This is a genomic window from Shewanella sp. MBTL60-112-B2 (assembly GCF_019655055.1).
Classification (GTDB): Bacteria; Pseudomonadota; Gammaproteobacteria; order Enterobacterales; family Shewanellaceae; genus Shewanella.
Map to the genome: position 1 here is coordinate 15233 of NZ_BPFA01000009.1, position 17630 is coordinate 32862.

Genomic DNA, 17630 nt, shown 5'->3' on the forward strand with positions numbered 1-17630 from the left:
TATACCTTGTTTGATGTCAATTGCGGTTTAGGAGTGTAATTCAACGTAAAGATCTCACTAGTTAGGCATAAACCGGATTTATTTAAATTGCTTTACAGAGCTTTACGCTAAATAAACCCAACATTACATTGGACGGACTAAACTGATAAGCGTCAAATCAAGCTTAGCAGTGCTGAGCAAATTTAAATGAGGCTACTTTGATGAAAAAGAATACGTTAAAAGCAGGTTTGCTTGCCATAGTGGCCAGCAGTGCATTGTTAACCGCTGGCGTAAGTGCCGGTGAAAATAACCACGGTTCACATGATGGTAAACAAGGTTATCACCAGATGAAAGGTGAACGTGCTGGCCATAATGACTTGCGCAAGATGTTCCGCGGTTTAGACCTAACTGATGAGCAGAAGACTGAGATGAAAGCGCTATTTAGTGCTCATCGTGACGAGATGAAACAGGATCGTCCTTCTAAAGAAGCGCGCGCAGCACAAAAGCAGCAGATGCTAGACTTTATTACCACGACTAACTTCAGCGAAGCTGAGGTTAAGCAGGCATTAGCCGCTAAGCAAGATGCTCGTCAGCAGAAGGCTGTCAGTATTATTAAGCTACAAAACCAGGCATATCAGTTGCTGACTCCTGAGCAGCAAGAGAAATTCAAGCAACGTTTTACTAAGCATCACAAAAGATAATTAGTGTGGCTTGCTCAATATCCGTCGCCGCAACCGTTTTTGTCTATTGCGGTGATTGATATTAACTTGAGGGAAATCACCCGATTTTCCCTCAAGTTGTTATAAACTTAAGGTCTGTGTTTCCCTTACTTTATCAGTAAACAGATTTTATGAATGACACTTCCCAATACGATTTCTGGGTTAAGCTGGCCAGCCGTGCAGCGGTTGCGACAGCCTTAACCCTTATTATCATCAAACTTGCGGCATGGATGTATTCTGGCTCTGCCAGTATGTTGGCCTCTTTGACCGACTCTTTTGCCGATGCATTAGCTTCAATCGTCAACTTTATTGCTATTCGTTATGCCATAGTGCCTGCCGATCAGGAGCATAGATATGGTCACGGTAAAGCCGAGCCTTTAGCCTCCTTGGCGCAATCGGCATTTATTCTCGGCTCGGCATTTTTGCTATTTTTCCACGGTGGTGAGCGCCTGATAAATCCGGTCGAGGTGAAACACGCCACTTTGGGTGTGGTTGTCTCGATTATCGCGATAGTGCTGACCTTTGCGCTAGTGATGCTACAAAAAAGAGCCTTAGCGGCGACATCGAGTACTGTGGTTGAGGCCGACTCGCTGCATTACAAGTCAGATCTATTTTTGAATGCCGCGGTATTACTGGCGCTAATTTTGTCTCAATATGGCTGGTGGTGGGCCGATGGTCTATTTGCTGTGCTTATCGCGCTATTTATTGGTCAGCAAGCCATTGGTCTAGCCTACCGCTCGGTGCAGTCGCTACTCGATAGAGAGCTTGATGATGAGACCCGAGAGAAAATAGCTGAAATTGCTAAGCGAGATCCTCAGGTGAGAGGGATCCACGATTTGCGTACTCGTGAGTCGGGTAAGACCATGTTTATTCAGTTTCATCTAGAACTAGACGGCAACTTGAGCTTACATCAAGCTCATAAGATTGCCGTTGAGACCTCTGAGAGGGTACGGGGGGAGTTTGTCGACTCCGAGGTGATTATTCACCAAGATCCTGTGTAGTGGTGAGCTGAAAAATTAAAAAGGATATCCACTGGATATCCTTTTTGTTTTAGCCGTTATTGCTGAAACTGCTAATCTATTTCGAGTTCTTTTAGTTTGCGGGTCAAGGTATTGCGCCCCCAACCTAGTCGTTTAGCCGCTTCTTGCTTATGGCCATTAGTGTGTTTAAGAGCGGTTTCTAGCAAGATACGCTCGAAGGCGGGTTGCACTTCGGTCAGCAGGTCGCTATCACCATCACTGAGGCGTTGATCGATAAACTGCTTTAATGCGCCTTGCCAGTCATCGCAGTCACTGCTTTTAGCATGACTCAGTTTAGGCTCTTGCAGTAGCTCCGGTGGCAGGTCGAGTGGCAAAATCTCTTGGCCTGAGGCCATTACCGTTAACCAGCGACAGGTGTTTTCAAGCTGACGAACGTTACCTGGCCAAGGTAGCTGCGACAGTTTAGTGGCGGTTTCCTTGGTCAATACTTTAGGCTCAACGCCAATTTCTTTGGCGGCTATCACCAAGAAGTGACGTGCCAGTTGTGGAATGTCTTCTCGACGCTGAGATAGCGGCGGCAGATGCACACGAATGACGTTTAAGCGATGGAATAAGTCTTCACGAAAATCTCCTTGCTGGACTAGCAGTTCAAGATCTTGGTGGGTTGCGGCTATGATGCGCACATCAACCTGAACAGGAGAGTGACCGCCTACGCGATAGAACTGGCCATCGGCCAATACTCGTAATAATCGGGTCTGAACATCTAAAGGCATATCACCAATTTCATCTAGAAAGAGTGTGCCGCCATTGGACTGCTCGAAGCGGCCTTGGCGCACGCTACCGGCTCCAGTAAAAGCCCCCTTTTCATGACCGAAGAGTTCAGATTCAATCAAGTCCTTAGGGATCGCAGCCATATTGATGGCGATAAAGGGTTTGCCTTTGCGTGGGCTGTGTTTGTGCAGCGCGCTGGCAACTAACTCTTTACCCGTACCAGATTGGCCGTTAATTAACACGCTAATAGAAGAGCGAGAAAGACGTCCAATGGCCCTAAAGACTTCCTGCATAGCGGGAGCCTCGCCGATGATTTCTGGCGTGGCGACTATCGGCTCTTCAATGGTGATAGTCGATGACTGCTCTTTAGCGTGAGTCAGTGCTCGGTCGACCAAAGAGATCGCTTCATCGATATCGAAAGGCTTAGGCAAATATTCAAAGGCGCCCGCTTGATAGGCACTGACAGCGCTATCGAGATCGGAGTGGGCGGTCATGATGATTACCGGAATATGCGGGTAATGATTTTGCAAGCGCTCTAGCAGCGTCAACCCATCGGTGCCAGGCATACGAATATCAGACACTATCACCTGAGGTTGTGCCATCTCTAAGGCTTGCCATAGCGACTCGGCTGCGGCAAAACTGGCGCAGCTAAATTTGGCGCTCTGCAGTGCTTTTTCTAGTACCCAACGTATCGAGCTATCGTCGTCGAGGATCCAAACTTGTTCTGTCATCGAGTGTATGCCTCTTGTTAGCTATTGATGGGTAAAATAATGGTAAATTCAGTGTGACCAAGGGTCGAGTCACAATCGATGCGACCACCGTGTAAACGGGCAAAGTTATGGGCGATGGATAAGCCTAATCCAGAACCTTGTTCTCGACCTGTGACCATAGGGTAAAACAGGGTGTCCATAAGCTCAGGTTGAATACCTGGGCCATCGTCAATAACCGAGAGCATCAGTACCAATTTATGGCGCTTGGTTCCTATGGTGACCTGATGCTGAGTGCGGGTTTTAAGGCGAATATGGCCACCGCTTGGCTCTAAGGCTTGTACTGCATTTTGTACGATATTAAGAATGGTCTGCTGTAGCTGATCCGGATCCATCTCAATATCTGGGATCGACGGGTCGTAATCTTGGGTCAACTCAATATTGCTCGGCAGGGTCACATTCATTAACTTGACCACCTTTTGGATCACTTCGTGAATATTATACAAGCTATGCTGGGTCGGCTTCTGGGGGCCGAGTAAGCGGTCGACTAGGTTACGCAGTCTATCGGCTTGCTCAATAATAAGATCGGTAAACTCGTTGAGCTCAGGCTCTTTTAACTCACGTGCGAGCAACTGGGCAGCTCCGCGTAATCCACCTAATGGGTTTTTAATCTCGTGGGCCAGATTGCGCACTAAGTATTGTGCTGCTTGCTGTTGAGCATCTTGAGTTAACTGCTGGTGAATACGTCGCTGTTGATCGACTTGGCGCAGTTCAATCAGGGCGAGATTATTTTCTTGCTCAAGAGGTGTCAGGGTGACATCGACGGTATGTTGCTGACCATCTATGGTCACTAGCGGCACGGTATTGATACTCAAGCCTTGGCCGTCGCAAATTGCGAGTTTTAAGACTTGAGGGTCGACGCCGAGTAACTGGTAGTGCTCGGGTAAGGCCAGCTCTTTGAGTCGGTTGCTGCCGACGCCGAGCAGTTGCTCGGTAGCTGTATTGACGTAGAGTAACTCAAGCTCTTCATTGATAACGAGCACAGCCGTTACTAAATGATTGAGCAATAAACTTGTATCCATCAGCTACTCCGAATTATGCACATGCACCAGTTTGGGCATTTCAGTTGATTGCACCGCTATGGTGCACCAAAGTGGTGCAGCCTGCAACCAGACTTCATCGGAATGTAGACTAAATCAATATAAGCCTAAGTTTTTCTATTCAAAGGTTTTTACTAGTTAGTTCTAGGTTGTGGCCTTTTATACTTAGGTTGATTCAAATGTGTCCGATGAAGAAATACCTTTCTTGGAGGAGTTGTTGCAAGTTGTTTGCCGTTTTTGCTTAATACCTTAACGACAAAGCTATGCTCGCCGCGATCGATGTCGCTGAGCTTAAATAGGCCGCTTTTCTGGGCACTTCCTAACTGCTGGCCGTCCATAAATAGCACGAATTCGTGGGCCGGTGATAGCTGTGGATGACTCTTGGCGATAAGGGTTATCTCGCCTTCGTTATTGCGAATAGTTTCTTCTTCACTGGGTGAGGCGATATTGAGTTTGTAACTCGCTTTATCGGTATCATCTGCAGTGTTTAAATCAGGTAGGACGACAGGATCGGGTAATTTGATATTGTTCTGGGTGTTTTCATTTAACTCGACTACCTCGGCATTTTTTACCGGCTTGTCAGAGAAATGTACTTTGCCATTTTCATCGACCCATTTATAAACAGTTGCATGGGCCAGAGTTGTGGCCAATAACAGTAGTAAAACTAAGCCTGCACGCATCGTGACGTCCTTTGTTACGGGGTTGTAATCTATTGAAGAGTAGCTGTTTTTTTCTAGAAAAGCATCGACTTTATTATTGATGAAATAAGACTAAAGTACGCGAGGTCAAAATTTGCTATCTTTAGTCTTAGGTTTAATTTAACCAAATTTTTCGAAATATTAGAGTTTAAAAAGTCATTAAAAGGGGAAGCATGAGATCATTTAAGGGGAGAGAGGGCTTTACTCTAATCGAACTCGTGGTAGTGATTATTGTGCTGGGGATTTTGGCGGTGATTGCGTTGCCTAAATTTATTGATTTTAGAACCGATGCCGACATCTCAGTATTAAAAGGTATGCAGGGCAGTTTAAAGTCGGCCCGGGATCTTGTGGCGGCGCAAATTGCACTCAGACCAGAAAATCTCAATAATGCTCAGAGCCGCTTTACCTTGGAAGATGGCCAGAATATTCGGGTGAGAGCTCACTATCCCGATGGTCGTTGGAACAATACTTTTAATCACTTAGTCGATTTTGACTCTGTGACTTATGTGACATCAAATCAATGTACTGAGTCTAACTCTGACACTGCTTGGTGTGCACGTAACCGTGGTCTAGGCTGGTTTGTTCAACGGGGTTATACCGCTGCGATCGTTGGTCGTGGCTTTGTTATTTTCCCACGCGGCAATAATCTTAACACTGACCGCTGCTATCTATACTACTTTACCCCAAATGATAGCAATGTGACCGAGATGGGAGTGCTTCCTAGCGTCGAGTTAGACCTCACAGGCTGCGGTTAAGTCGTTAACCATAGAAGCTATAAATAGTGATAAAAGCTAGTAAAAACTGATTAAATAAAGAGTTAAAAGAGAGGGAAGTTAATGCTGAAATACCTTTTTGCAAGCAGCCTAGCTGTACTAACAGCTTGTAGCACGGGGGCGGTTCAAAAATCTGAACCTGCTAAAGTTGCGGCAACTAAAGCTGAGACCGCTAAATCTGAGACTCATACTGCTATAACGCCGAGTTTTGATTGCGCAAAGGCGCAAGGGCAGGTTGAAACACTGATTTGTCATGACGCCGAGTTAGCCCAGCTAGATAGAGAGATGGCTCAGGTTTATCAACAAGCCATAGTCAATATACCGGCTTCAGAGCAGCCTAAGGCGACCCAAAGAGGTTGGATTAAGGGGCGTAATGATTGTTGGAAGTCGCAGGATGTACGTCAATGTACCCTAGCTAATTACCAAAGTCGTCTTATTGAGTTGAAAATTAAAGGAGGCTTATTAGAAGTACCTCCTGCAGTGGTCTTTGACTGCGGCAAGCATCCTCAAATAACCGCTGTTTTTTATACTCAAGTTAATCCTGTTACCGCGGTATTTACCTTTTCGAGTGAGAAAGCGGGCGTGCAGCAATTGCTGGCAACTAATGTTCGCAGTGGCAGCGGTGCTAAATATCAGGGGCGTAACTTTGAGTTTTGGGAGCATCAAGGCGAGGCGAGTGTGCAGTTCTTTGATGACAGCTATCGGTGCCAGTTGAGCAAGTGATGCCAATATTGATAGGTAAAAAAGCAGCCAACAGGCTGCTTTTTTTATATTAATAGCAATCTAATTCTGCAAAAAGCGCGATATTCGATTGACTAACCTTTGTCGTGCTCTTGCTCTATTTCGCCAGCTTTAAAGCTGTTTGGGTGCAGGCTCAATTGCTTAGCGTAATTCGCAATATGCGGGTACTTATCTACTTCTCCGCTGGCAACGAGTAGCTCAACAATAAATGACATCATAATATCGGCGCCAGTAAGTTTGTCAGCGACTAGATAGCGCTTCCCCTCAAGAGACTGATTGACATAACTAAGGACTTTTTCAGTTTCTGCTGCGGCGTAATCTTCTAAGAAGTTGGTTAGGCAGCCATCTTTAGCGACAAACATTCTTAGTAGTAAAGGTAATATCGCCGAACTTTCGGCAAAGTGGATCCATTGCAGATATTCTACATACTCTGGAGTGACTTTGGTTGGGGCTAAAATGCCCGCGGCGTGGGTATCGATGAGGTATTCAGTAATGGCACCCGATTCTGCAATGATTTGTTGTTCATATTCAATCACTGGTGACTTACCTAGCGGGTGGATAGCTTTAAGTTCTGCTGGCGCTAAAAAGGTTTGGCTATCACGCTGATAGGCTTTAATTTGATAGTCTAATTCTAACTCTTCAAGTAGCCAGATAATGCGTTTTGAGCGTGATTTATTGAGGTGATGCAGAGTGATCATTGGCGGTCCTTTAACATTTAGCTGAATAAAACTGACGAGCTCATGTTGAGCGCGTCAGAAACTATGTCTGATAGCCTAGCTACTTGAGCTGTTTGATGATTTCGTCTGCCACGACTTCTGACGATGCAGGATTTTGGCCTGTGATAAGGTTGCCATCAACGGCAAGGAAACTGCCCCAATCATCACCTTTACGGTATAGCCCGCCATTTTGTTGCAGCATATCTTCAACTAAAAATGGCACGATATCGGTTAGCTGTACCGCTGCTTCTTCACTATTGGTAAAGCCGGTAACTTGCTTGCCAGCGACTAAAGGCTTGCCGTCTGCCGCTTTGACATGCTTAAGTACCCCCGGTGCATGACACACAAGACCAACAGGCTTGTTAGCTTGGTAAAAGCTTTCTATTAATGCGATAGAGTGATCATCGTTAGTGAGATCCCATAATGGCCCATGGCCACCGGGATAGAAAACCGCGTCGTAATCAGCTTGGTTTATCTCAGCTAACACTTTAGTGGTTGCCAGTTGCTGCTTGGCCTGTTCATCTTGATTGAATCTATCGGTCGCTGCCGTTTGAAAGTCCGGCTGCTCGCTACTAGGGTCTATTGGTGGTTGTCCGCCAGCAGGTGAAGCTAAGGTGACAGTACAGCCACTGTCTTTAAAGCGATAAAAAGGACTGGCAAATTCTTCGAGCCAGAAGCCTGTTTTTAAGCCTGTGTCGCCAAGTTTGTCATGTGAGGTCAGTACCATCAATATCTTCATTTTGTCGTCCTTTTTATCTGTTGGTTTGCCAATAGCGGCATCCTTATTACGTGATGCCTGCCAGTTAGCTGAGGTCTCTGTTTAATGATTAAGAGTTATAAGTTGCGTTCTAAAATCTTGCGGCTCATAGCCAGATCAACATCTTGTTTTTCACCTAAAGCCGTCATCCCGTGGGCTTCAAGCTTGCTAATGATCTCATCGATACTGCTACTGTCTAAATCGTAGTCTGAAAGGCGAGTATTAATGCCCATAGCTTCAAAAAACTCTCGAGTCTTGCTGATCGCTGCATCAATGATTTCATCATTGCTGCCTTGATTTATTCCCCAAACGCGATCGGCATATTGCAGTAACTTCTCTTGCTTAGCTTCTCGGCGAACATCGAGCATACCCGGTAAAATCATCGCGATAGTACGGGCATGGTCAACACCGTAAAGCGCGGTAATTTCATGGCCAATCATGTGTGTGGCCCAGTCGTGTGGTACCCCTTTACCTATTACGCCGCTCAGAGCCATGGTTGCCACCCACATAAGGTTAGCGCGCACGTCGAAATCTTTTGGCTCGCTTAATGCTTTTGGTCCTAATTCGATTAGGGTTTGAAGCAAGCCTTCGGCGAATCTGTCTTGAACTGGTGCATTAACAGGGTAGTTAAGGTATTGCTCAGTGATGTGAATAAAAGCATCGACAACGCCGTTAGCGACTTGGCGTTCTGGTAATGTGAAGGTTTTGCTTGGGTCTAATACTGAAAATTTTGGGAAGACGTGATTGCTCATAAATGAGAGTTTAGCCTGCAACGCTTTACGGGTAACAACGCTGGCGCTATTCATCTCAGAACCCGTGGCAGGCAAGGTCAGTACTGTACCGAATGGCATCGCTTGAGTGACCTTAGCGCCCCAGCTTAAGAGAATGTCCCATGGCTCGCCTTCAAATAGTGCCGCGGCAGCTACAAACTTAGTGCCATCGATAACTGAGCCACCACCAACGGCCAATAAGAAGTCGATATTTTGCTGTTTTACCACTTCGACCGCTTGCATCAATGTTTCGTAGGTTGGATTCGCCTCGATGCCACCAAATTCAACAACGTCACGCTGTTTAAGTGCGGCTTTAACTTCGTCGAGTGTGCCAGTGCTTCTAGCGCTTTGGCCGCCAAATAGCACTAAGACTTTTGCATCTTGTGGGACTAAGTTATCTAGCTCGGCAATTTTGCCCTCACCAAAGCTAATGTGAGTAGGGTTGTAGTAATCGAAGCTGTACATAATCTTTCCTTTGTCGACCAATTGGGTCGAGTAATGCTAAGGCATAAGTTTAATAGACCAGTCGTCTAGTAAACTGTTAAAAAATACCCACCATAAGCATACATAAGCATACATAAGCATAGGTGGGGGAGATAAACTTGCAGGCTATTTAAGTCGCGTCTGTTTCAGTATCGGTACAGGCTGGCTCAGCAGGGCTTCAGTCATCAGCAATACGCGTTCGATGACTTTTGGATCACGGGTTAATTTATTTCTTAAGCTGGCACCGAGCCACATCTGGTATAAGGTTTCTGCGGTATAGTTGGCATTGATTGCCGGAATAGAACCATCGTCAATTCCCACTTCAATACATGCCGCAAGGCGAGCAATAACTGCCGACGATCCCTTGTCTAGAGCGAGTCGCATTGATTCTGATAGGTCGGCGACTTCTGCGCTGAGTTTAACCACTAAGCATTTCTGGTCAATGCAGGCATCACTCTGGGTACTTTGCCAGCGTAACCAATAGCTCATTAGTCTATCTAAACCGCAACTATTGTCTGCGGAAAATAGACTGTCGATACTGCTGAGGTAGGTTTTAAAGTAACTGTTGATGATCTCTTCACCGAACTGCTCTTTAGATTTGAAATAGTGGTAAAAAGACCCTTTTGGTACATCGGCAAATTTGAGGATCTGCGACAAGCCAACGTTAGAAAAGCCTTTACTGGAGATCAGGCTATAACCAGAGTCGATAATATGCTGTCGTGTTTGTTGAGGAGCTTTAATGCTTGTTTTCATAGTACACAGACTAACACAAATAGACCGGTCGTCTAGTCGTTATTTGAATAAAAATAGCTCGGCTTAAGATGGCTAGGGGCTGAGCCTGCAATTATTACTTCACCTTAGGGAGTAAAATCTAGATGCTAAAGAGGCAAGATATTACGTGAAAAGTTCTGCTTTAACACCACAGTAGACTCTATTCCTGCGATACAGTTTAAGCTGCCAAGTGACTTTTTAACGAAGCTTTCATAGCTAAGTAGGTCGCTGGCGACAATTTTCAATAAGTAATCATGGGCACCCGTCACCACTGAGCACTCCATGACCTGATCTAAGTTTTCCATGCTTTCTTCAAAGAGTATGGCGTATTGATCTGAGTTCTCTTTCAAACGCACAAAGGCGTAAACCACCACGTTTAACCCGACTTCTTTAGGATCTATTTGCGCTCCATAGCCGCTTATCACACCAGTCTGCTCAAGCTTTCTCACTCGGCGCAGGCAGGGAGTGTCAGACATATTGAGCCTAGCTGCGAGCTCACTAATTGCGATTCGGCCATGGCGCTGCAATATGGCGAGTATATTGCGATCTTTATTATCCATAGAAACAACCTTTTCTTCTTATGGTGGAAATTATCATCAACTAGGCTTTTTATAGTGGTTTTCGATCCAAATTGAAAGTTATCGGAGTGACTTTAATGATTTACACCGAACGTATGCTGCTAGGCTAATGATTAAATAATCTGCATACTAACAATAAGGACCTACAGATGACGGGGAATACACAGGCATTCGATCATTGGATCCGTACTCGCTTTGTTGAGCTAAATAGCAAATTAGAATCCCTTTACGCCCAGCAAGTTGACCGCGCTAATGTCGAAGGTGTTGGCGAGCAGTTAAAAGTACAGCTGGAGTCTGAAGGGCGTGATCTTATTGCCTGTTTGCTTGCAGAGGGAAACACAGATGAAGGTTTTGATCATGCCTTTGATTTGCTTGGTAATGTAGGCCTGTATATGGCGGCTTGCCGTAGACATGAGATCACCGAGCCGTCTCGGGAGAGAGTCTCGCCGCTTACCGAAGCCTCGGCACTTGCTATGCATATCGGGGCGTCTATTGGCGTGACCCCAAGATTTTCTACTGCTCATCTCACCACCCATAACCGTGCGCATCAAGGCTTGTATAAACGCTTTACCGATTTAGATGCCGAACAGTTATTTGTCGACTACAACACCAAAGGCATCTTGGCCTATAAACGCGCTGCTGATGCATTATTAAAGATCCAGCCCTTAGGTATCGACCATCCTATTGCTTATGATTTGCTGCTGGTTGCTAAGCAGGCATTGAGCGATGTGTTTGAGTCGAATCGCGTACTGTTTCAGCGGCTCGATGCCGATGATTTTTTCTATTGCGTGCGCCCTTATTACAAGCCTCATCGGGTAGGAAGTCAGATCTATCGCGGTGCCAATGCTGGTGATTTCGCTGGTATTAACGTCATCGATATGTTGCTGGGCTTATGCGCGGCAAATGAGCCCGGTTACTCGCAAATGCTGGTAGATAAGTTCCTTTATATGATGCCTGAAGATCAGGCCATATTACGTGACTGCATGCGCCGCACTAGCTTTATGGATGAGTTACTTAACTTGAGCCACTTCAGTGCTGAGCCTTGGTACCAGCAAAATGTGAAGCTATTTTTAGAGGTGTGTGCCCTACATGGGGAGACCGCTATTCAGCATCATAATGAGCTGGTGGCTAAGTATATTGCTCAGCCCGCTAAGGCGATGGAGCAACAGCATATGTCCAAGGTGACAGCAAGTGGCCCGCCATTGGATGTATTGCTTAATTCGTTAGAGAAGTTGCGTGATAGACGATCCGCAGCTAACCGCAGTGATATTCGTACTCGCTATGAAGATATTCAATCTTTGACCGCGAGTCTGGAGGCGCAATAGTATGCAAGATTTCAAGGCAGACTTTAGCCTAGCAAGTGGTAGTTATCTGCTTAGTCACTCAGTTGGCAGACCACTCAAGAGTGCTGAACAGGTTTTTTCTAAGCAATTTTTTGCTCCATGGCAAGACTCGAATGTGGAGCCGTGGCAGCAGTGGCTAAAAGTTATCGATCTCTTCTGTTTCAATCTGGCTAAATTATTTAATGGCCGAATCGAAGAGTTCTGTCCTCAGGTTAACCTCTCCAGCGCACTAACAAAGCTGGTTATGTCTCTCGATGAGCTTAACGATAAGTTTGGCGCTAAAAATCCAGTGGTACTCATGAGTGAGCTCGATTTTCCCAGCATGGGTTTTGCGCTGAAAAAAGCGTTGCCACAAGGCTGCGAATTGCGCTTTATTCCTAAAACACTCGATATTACCGACGCAGCTGTTTGGCAGTCCTATATCAGGTCTGATGTCGATTTGGTGTTTATTAGTCATGTGTATTCCAATACAGGTCAGCTGGCACCACTTAATGAGATTGTTGAGGCTGCAAAGTCTAAAGCTGCGCTAACCCTTATCGATGTGGCGCAATCGGCTGGCATAGTGCCGCTGGACTTAGGTCATCTACAGCCAGACTTTATGATAGGGTCGAGCGTTAAATGGCTTTGCGGTGGTCCAGGGGCCGCCTACTTGTGGGTGAACACTAAGCATATTGAGCGCTGTCAGCCAAAAGATGTGGGCTGGTTTAGTCACGAAAATCCCTTCGAGTTTGATATTCATGATTTTCGTTATCATCCTACGGCGCTTAAATTTTGGGGCGGTACACCGTCGATTGCACCCTATGCCATCGCGGCACAGAGCATAGGTTACTTTGCCGATATCGGCTCCGATAAACTGCGTGGGCATAACCAGGCTCTAATCGACATTGCAACTGAGCAGTTAGCTGAGGTGTTTGTTTCGCCTATGCAAGAGTCAAGGCGCAGCGGTACTATGATTTTGGATTTCGGTACTAAACAGCAAAAGGTATTGGAGGCTTTGCAGCAGGCAAACGTGAATGTGGATTTGCGTAGTGAAGGTATTCGGGTATCACCGCATATCTATAATGATATGGCTGATATTGAAAACTTAATTGCTGGGATTAAAAGAATATAAAAATTAGCGCTACAGGCTGGTAGCCTGTAGCGAAATCTAATCTCTTAAGGCTGAACGGCTCTTAAGTTAACTTTTCGGTAATCATACTTCTGGTTGATTCGATTAAGCTCACCAATTGAAAGCTTACTAAGTAGGGTTGCACCCTGCTTATCGGTAACAAATTTCTGCGCTGTAAGATTCACAAAATCTACTACATATACGCTGCTATCTTGAAGGTTTTTTGCAGTTTGCTCAGTTTCTTGCTTTGAACAGTCATTACAAGCTGCAATTGGACTCATTGCCGCAACACTAGCGGTTGAGAATAATAATCCAGCACCTAACAGTACTGCATGAGTAATTGTTTTTCTCATAGTAGGTTCCTTTTTTATGAAATAGTGATCTTGGTCACAGTTCTAATTTAGGCTATATATTAGGCAGTGTCCAGAACTATTTGTTATTAAGTTGTTGTTTAATATTACTTTGTTTAGGTTGTACTAATTTAGCTTGAAGCCGTTATGTGTGCTTTGTATTGTAAAAGTCGTAGGAGGTTTCGACTTGCCTATCGATAGTGATTGGTCAATAGTGGTTATTAGAAGTGTGCTTAATAAAGGGAAATAGATGAAGTTATTCATGCTGTTAATTAGCTTGTGCAGTTTTGCTACTTCGGCGATGGAATGGAATATTCAAAACCTGGCCCCCGGTGTTTCTTTTCGAGGTAGCGCAGTTTTGCAGGGCGTCGCTTGGGTAACTGGAACTGATAATCGAGTCTATATCTCCAAGGACTCAGGTAAAAGTTGGCAAGATAGATCAGTAAAGGAGCAAGCGTTAACAGACTTTCGCGATATAGAGGTATTTGATGCTAATACTGCGATAGTGATGGGGGCTGGAGAAGGCGGCTTATCAAAACTGTATATCACCCAGAACCAGGGCTTAAGTTGGCAACTGCTCTTTGATAATCCAGATGAACTCGGTTTTTTTAACTCTATCGCTTTTTGGGATCGCAACAACGGCTTATTGCTAGGCGATCCGGTAGATGGTTGCTACGTCATATTACGCACCGCTGATGGCGGTAAAACTTGGCAACGCATCGCGCAAGGTGAGATGCCCGAAATGCTCGATAAAGAGGTCGCTTTTGCGGCTAGTGGTAATACCTTAATTGTAGGTAAGCGTGGTAGGGCGTGGTTTACCTCTGGCGGCTATAGCAGCTCAGCCTACAGCAGCGCAGATTCAGGTGACCATTGGCGTCGGCGTCCAATTGCGCTTTATGATGATACTCAGACTGCAGGTGGTTATGGTTTAGCGTTTAATGCGTTAGGCGATCTATTTGTGCTGGGCGGAGACTATCAGCAGCGCGATAAGCATGATGCCAATATGGTCTATAGAAAAGGTTATGTGTGGCATAAAGCGCCGGGCACAACACCCGGTTTGCGAACCGCGATGGCCTGTTACCAAGAAACCTGTATTGCGACCGGCAAGCTATCGACGGATATTTCCCATGATCATGGCTATAGCTGGCAACCCTTGCTGGTCAATGGTGAGTCTCAGGGATTTTTTACCTTAGCGATAGAGGGCAACACTATAGTGGCAGCAGGGTATGATGGTCGCGTTGCAGTGCATACTTTTGAATAGCCGCAAGGTGTTTGGATAAGACGCGCATTGACTAACGAAAATTAGCCCAACACAAGATACATAATAGAAGCGCCAATACAGCCACCAATTAAGGTTGCTAAAGCCAGTAATAACCATTGGCCGTAAAAAGAGACTTTTTGCATCTGATCGTGGGTGGGTTTTGGGATCACTAAAAGTTTCTTTTGCTCTATTTCAAACACAGCGCATAACCCCAAGAGGGTATCGTTAGAGGCGCTGCCTTCCTTTTCCACTCGTTGCACGGTACGTAAGCTAATGGCACAAGCATCGGCTAAGTGCTGTTGGGTCCAGCCTTTTTCTTGCCGTAATGTTTTGACCGTGATGGGGTTAATTTCCATATTTGACTCCGCTAGCTCCTTTAGAAAGTGGTGACATGTATGTGCTTATCCTGAAAAATATTCCATAAATAAAACAAACAAACCACCAAAAACTAGACCCGCTAGAAAACACATAAATATCTGCTTTTTTACGGATTGATTATCCTTGCTGAGAAAGGCTTTGGTTTCGGTCGCCAGATGTTGATTGTTGCGATACAGGCTACATTCAACCGTGGCCTTCATTAGGCTGGTGACTTTAAATCTCACTTCATAGTCATTGCCCAAATGGCAAAATTTATGACAGCTGTTCATCTTTACCAAATTACGTTTATCACTGACTACTTCATCATTGACGTAAATGGTTTCCTTGCCTGAATAACCTGAGCCATGAGCGGTGATGCGTACATCTTGATCATTGAAGTAATACCAATAGCCATTAGTGATTGTCACGCTATCCATTTGACTGTCCATTTCGTGTCGAGTGCTTGAGTTTTCCATACTTGCTCCTAGCTATGTTGACAGTTGAAGTTAACGAGAGCAAGTTCAGCATAAATAGATGGTTTTCTCTGCGTCATGGATATGACAGGCATAAAAAAGGCATATGACACTTAATATGTCATATCTTAATTTGTTGTAATTACTGGTTTTATTTTTAGCGTGGGGTGTTAGTGTATTCAAATTCGAGCTTTGGAAAAGTATTGATTGGATAATATACCTATCAGTATTGGCCAATCAAAAAAGCCCTAAACATTGCTGTTTAGGGCTTTAGCTAACCTAAGCGATTAGCGGTGCAACTCAGAGTATTACAAGCTGTAGTAAAGCTCGAATTCTACTGGGTGAGTTGTTTGGTTGATGCGCTCAACGTCTGCAGACTTAAGGGCGATGTAAGAATCGATAAAGTCGTTAGTGAATACGTCGCCACGAGTTAGGAACTCACGGTCAGCATCTAGGCACTCAAGTGCGTTTTCTAGTGAAGTAGCAACTGTTGGGATTTCTGCAGCTTCTTCAGCTGGAAGATCGTATAGATCTTTATCCATTGCTTCACCTGGGTGGATCTTGTTTTGGATACCGTCAAGGCCAGCCATTAGCATTGCAGAGAACGCTAAGTATGGGTTAGCCACTGGGTCACCAAAACGAATTTCGATACGACGACCTTTTGCACTTGGTACCACTGGGATACGGATAGAAGCAGAGCGGTTAGCAGCTGAGTAAGCAAGCATAACTGGCGCTTCAAAGTGTGGTACAAGACGCTTGTAAGAGTTAGTTGATGGGTTAGCAAATGCGTTGATTGCACGAGCATGCTTAATTACACCACCGATGTAGAATAGAGCTGTTTCGCTCAATCCGCCGTACTTGTCACCAGCAAATAGGTTAACGCCATCTTTAGCTAGAGACTGATGCACGTGCATACCGCTACCGTTGTCACCAACGATTGGCTTAGGCATGAATGTCGCAGTCTTGTTGTAAGCGTGAGCAACGTTATGAACAACATACTTAAGTACCTGAACTTCGTCAGCCTTAAGCGTTAGTGTGTTGAAACGTGTTGCGATTTCGTTTTGACCTGCAGTCGCCACTTCGTGGTGATGCGCTTCAACAACTTGGCCCATCTCTTCTAGTACTAAACACATTGCACTACGGATGTCTTGTGAAGAGTCAACTGGTGCTACTGGGAAGTAACCCCCTTTAACGCCTGGACGGTGACCTTTGTTGCCATCTTCGTAGCTAGTGCCTGAGTTCCAAGCCGCTTCTTCAGCGTCAACCTTGTAGAAACAACCTGACATGTCAGCGCTGAACTTAACATCGTCAAATAGGAAAAATTCTGGCTCTGGACCAACTAGCACAGTGTCAGCAATCCCAGTTGAGCGTAGGTAATCTTCAGCTTTCTTTGCGATAGAACGTGGGTCACGGTTGTAACCAGTCATTGTGCCTGGGTTTAGAATGTCACAACGGATGTTAGCAGTGGTTTCTGCAGTGAAAGGGTCAAGTACGAAACTTGCTGGATCAGGCATCAATACCATGTCTGATTCGTTAATACCTTTCCAACCTTGGATTGAAGAACCGTCGAACATTTTACCGTCTTCGAAGAAGTCAGCGTCAACTTGGTGAGTAGGAATTGAAACGTGTTGCTCTTTACCTATGGTGTCGGTAAAACGCAAATCAACAAATTTAACTTCTAGTTCTTTTAGTTGTTGTAAAACTGATTCTGCAGACATTCTCAAATCTCCGAGTAGGGTAAAGGGTTGTCCCTTTGTTTTATCTTTAAATATTTAGCGCTTAATGCGATTCTGGTATCTGTAAAGCGAGAGTCGTGCCAATAATGTAACTATCTGAATAATATGGGTTAGCTGTTTTTATTCTTTGCTGAAGATATTATTGTTGCACCATCTTGGTGCGCTCTATGGATCCATATGGTGCACGCGTCATATCGGTGCAATAGCAATCCGTCATATCCAGTGTGCTTTCAGTTAGTCACTTTTTATTGGCACACAGAATAACCAAGGAATGGCCAATTTTATAGGGTGCAAGTCAAGGAAATAACATCGGATTTTCGATAAGTGTTATTGAGATTAAAGACAGTGTTGAATTGGGCTGGGTTACGACCAATATTTACCATGAAATCTGGCTATTAATGGTTAAAGCTAGCGAAAAATTGAATTTACCGAAGGAGTCGATACTAATAGTGTCATATA

The 17630-nt window shown here is 45.0% G+C and carries 19 protein-coding genes; 7 read left to right on the forward strand and 12 right to left on the reverse strand.

The window, feature by feature from the left end:
- Positions 1-200: 200 nt before the first annotated feature.
- Entirely contained in the window at positions 201-680 is a 480-nt protein-coding gene (locus K5Q73_RS07435) for a Spy/CpxP family protein refolding chaperone (protein ID WP_259650739.1), read from the forward strand.
- Positions 681-829: 149 nt separating this feature from the next.
- Positions 830-1699: a cation diffusion facilitator family transporter gene (locus tag K5Q73_RS07440; protein WP_220760771.1), complete on the forward strand. Its 870-nt coding sequence runs from the start codon at positions 830-832 to the stop codon at positions 1697-1699.
- A gap of 71 nt (positions 1700-1770) precedes the next feature.
- Here the strand turns inward: K5Q73_RS07440 and glnG are convergent, their stop codons facing one another.
- The 3 genes from glnG to K5Q73_RS07455 all read right to left on the reverse strand — a co-directional run bounded on the left by glnG (position 1771) and on the right by K5Q73_RS07455 (position 4936).
- A complete protein-coding gene (gene glnG, locus K5Q73_RS07445) occupies positions 1771-3180 on the reverse strand; it encodes a nitrogen regulation protein NR(I) (RefSeq protein WP_220760773.1) in 1410 nt (469 codons plus the stop codon).
- Positions 3181-3197: 17 nt separating this feature from the next.
- Positions 3198-4238 (reverse strand): nitrogen regulation protein NR(II), encoded by a 1041-nt coding sequence (glnL, locus tag K5Q73_RS07450; protein ID WP_220760775.1) that lies wholly within the window; start codon positions 4236-4238, stop codon positions 3198-3200.
- A gap of 152 nt (positions 4239-4390) precedes the next feature.
- Entirely contained in the window at positions 4391-4936 is a 546-nt protein-coding gene (locus K5Q73_RS07455; protein WP_220760777.1) for a DUF4124 domain-containing protein, read from the reverse strand.
- Positions 4937-5127: 191 nt separating this feature from the next.
- On the opposite strand from K5Q73_RS07455, the gene K5Q73_RS21755 reads away from it, so the two are divergent.
- Both K5Q73_RS21755 and K5Q73_RS07465 read left to right on the forward strand, forming a co-directional pair.
- Positions 5128-5709, forward strand: coding sequence for a type IV pilin protein (locus K5Q73_RS21755; RefSeq protein ID WP_220760779.1), 582 nt, complete (start codon positions 5128-5130; stop codon positions 5707-5709).
- Positions 5710-5790: 81 nt separating this feature from the next.
- Positions 5791-6450 carry an MliC family protein gene (locus tag K5Q73_RS07465; protein WP_220760781.1) on the forward strand — a complete coding sequence of 220 codons (660 nt, stop codon included), beginning with the start codon at positions 5791-5793 and terminating at the stop codon, positions 6448-6450.
- Positions 6451-6542: 92 nt separating this feature from the next.
- On the opposite strand, the gene K5Q73_RS07470 is transcribed toward K5Q73_RS07465, so the two are convergent.
- The 5 genes from K5Q73_RS07470 to K5Q73_RS07490 form a co-directional block, all read right to left on the reverse strand.
- A complete protein-coding gene (locus K5Q73_RS07470; RefSeq protein WP_220760784.1) occupies positions 6543-7166 on the reverse strand; it encodes a glutathione S-transferase family protein in 624 nt (207 codons plus the stop codon).
- Between the two features lie 79 nt (positions 7167-7245).
- Positions 7246-7923 carry a type 1 glutamine amidotransferase domain-containing protein gene (locus K5Q73_RS07475; RefSeq protein WP_220760786.1) on the reverse strand — a complete coding sequence of 226 codons (678 nt, stop codon included), beginning with the start codon at positions 7921-7923 and terminating at the stop codon, positions 7246-7248.
- A gap of 95 nt (positions 7924-8018) precedes the next feature.
- On the reverse strand, positions 8019-9176 hold the full coding sequence (locus K5Q73_RS07480) for an iron-containing alcohol dehydrogenase (protein ID WP_220760788.1): 1158 nt from the start codon (positions 9174-9176) through the stop codon (positions 8019-8021).
- Between the two features lie 144 nt (positions 9177-9320).
- Positions 9321-9947, reverse strand: coding sequence for a TetR/AcrR family transcriptional regulator (locus tag K5Q73_RS07485; RefSeq protein ID WP_220760790.1), 627 nt, complete (start codon positions 9945-9947; stop codon positions 9321-9323).
- Positions 9948-10072: 125 nt separating this feature from the next.
- Entirely contained in the window at positions 10073-10525 is a 453-nt protein-coding gene (locus K5Q73_RS07490) for an Lrp/AsnC family transcriptional regulator (protein WP_220760791.1), read from the reverse strand.
- 167 nt (positions 10526-10692) lie between these two features.
- Between K5Q73_RS07490 and K5Q73_RS07495 the strand changes: the two genes are divergently transcribed.
- Together K5Q73_RS07495 and K5Q73_RS07500 are read left to right on the forward strand one after the other, a co-directional pair.
- Positions 10693-11868 carry a monodechloroaminopyrrolnitrin synthase PrnB family protein gene (locus K5Q73_RS07495; protein ID WP_220760793.1) on the forward strand — a complete coding sequence of 392 codons (1176 nt, stop codon included), beginning with the start codon at positions 10693-10695 and terminating at the stop codon, positions 11866-11868.
- Position 11869: 1 nt separating this feature from the next.
- Positions 11870-12997 (forward strand): aminotransferase class V-fold PLP-dependent enzyme, encoded by a 1128-nt coding sequence (locus K5Q73_RS07500; RefSeq protein WP_220760795.1) that lies wholly within the window; start codon positions 11870-11872, stop codon positions 12995-12997.
- Positions 12998-13041: 44 nt separating this feature from the next.
- On the opposite strand, the gene K5Q73_RS07505 is transcribed toward K5Q73_RS07500, so the two are convergent.
- On the reverse strand, positions 13042-13347 hold the full coding sequence (locus tag K5Q73_RS07505) for a hypothetical protein (RefSeq protein WP_220760797.1): 306 nt from the start codon (positions 13345-13347) through the stop codon (positions 13042-13044).
- A gap of 247 nt (positions 13348-13594) precedes the next feature.
- On the opposite strand from K5Q73_RS07505, the gene K5Q73_RS07510 reads away from it, so the two are divergent.
- Entirely contained in the window at positions 13595-14605 is a 1011-nt protein-coding gene (locus K5Q73_RS07510; RefSeq protein ID WP_220760799.1) for an oxidoreductase, read from the forward strand.
- Between the two features lie 41 nt (positions 14606-14646).
- Here K5Q73_RS07510 and K5Q73_RS07515 read toward each other — a convergent pair whose 3' ends face one another.
- From K5Q73_RS07515 to glnA, 3 genes are all read right to left on the reverse strand, one after another.
- Entirely contained in the window at positions 14647-14961 is a 315-nt protein-coding gene (locus K5Q73_RS07515; RefSeq protein ID WP_202722792.1) for a helix-turn-helix domain-containing protein, read from the reverse strand.
- A 45-nt stretch (positions 14962-15006) separates the two neighbouring features.
- Complete coding sequence (locus K5Q73_RS07520; RefSeq protein WP_259650740.1) at positions 15007-15438, reverse strand: hypothetical protein; 432 nt, start codon at positions 15436-15438, stop codon at positions 15007-15009.
- 305 nt (positions 15439-15743) lie between these two features.
- Positions 15744-17153 carry a glutamate--ammonia ligase gene (gene glnA / locus K5Q73_RS07525; protein ID WP_220760801.1) on the reverse strand — a complete coding sequence of 470 codons (1410 nt, stop codon included), beginning with the start codon at positions 17151-17153 and terminating at the stop codon, positions 15744-15746.
- Between the last annotated feature and the right edge of the window lie 477 nt (positions 17154-17630).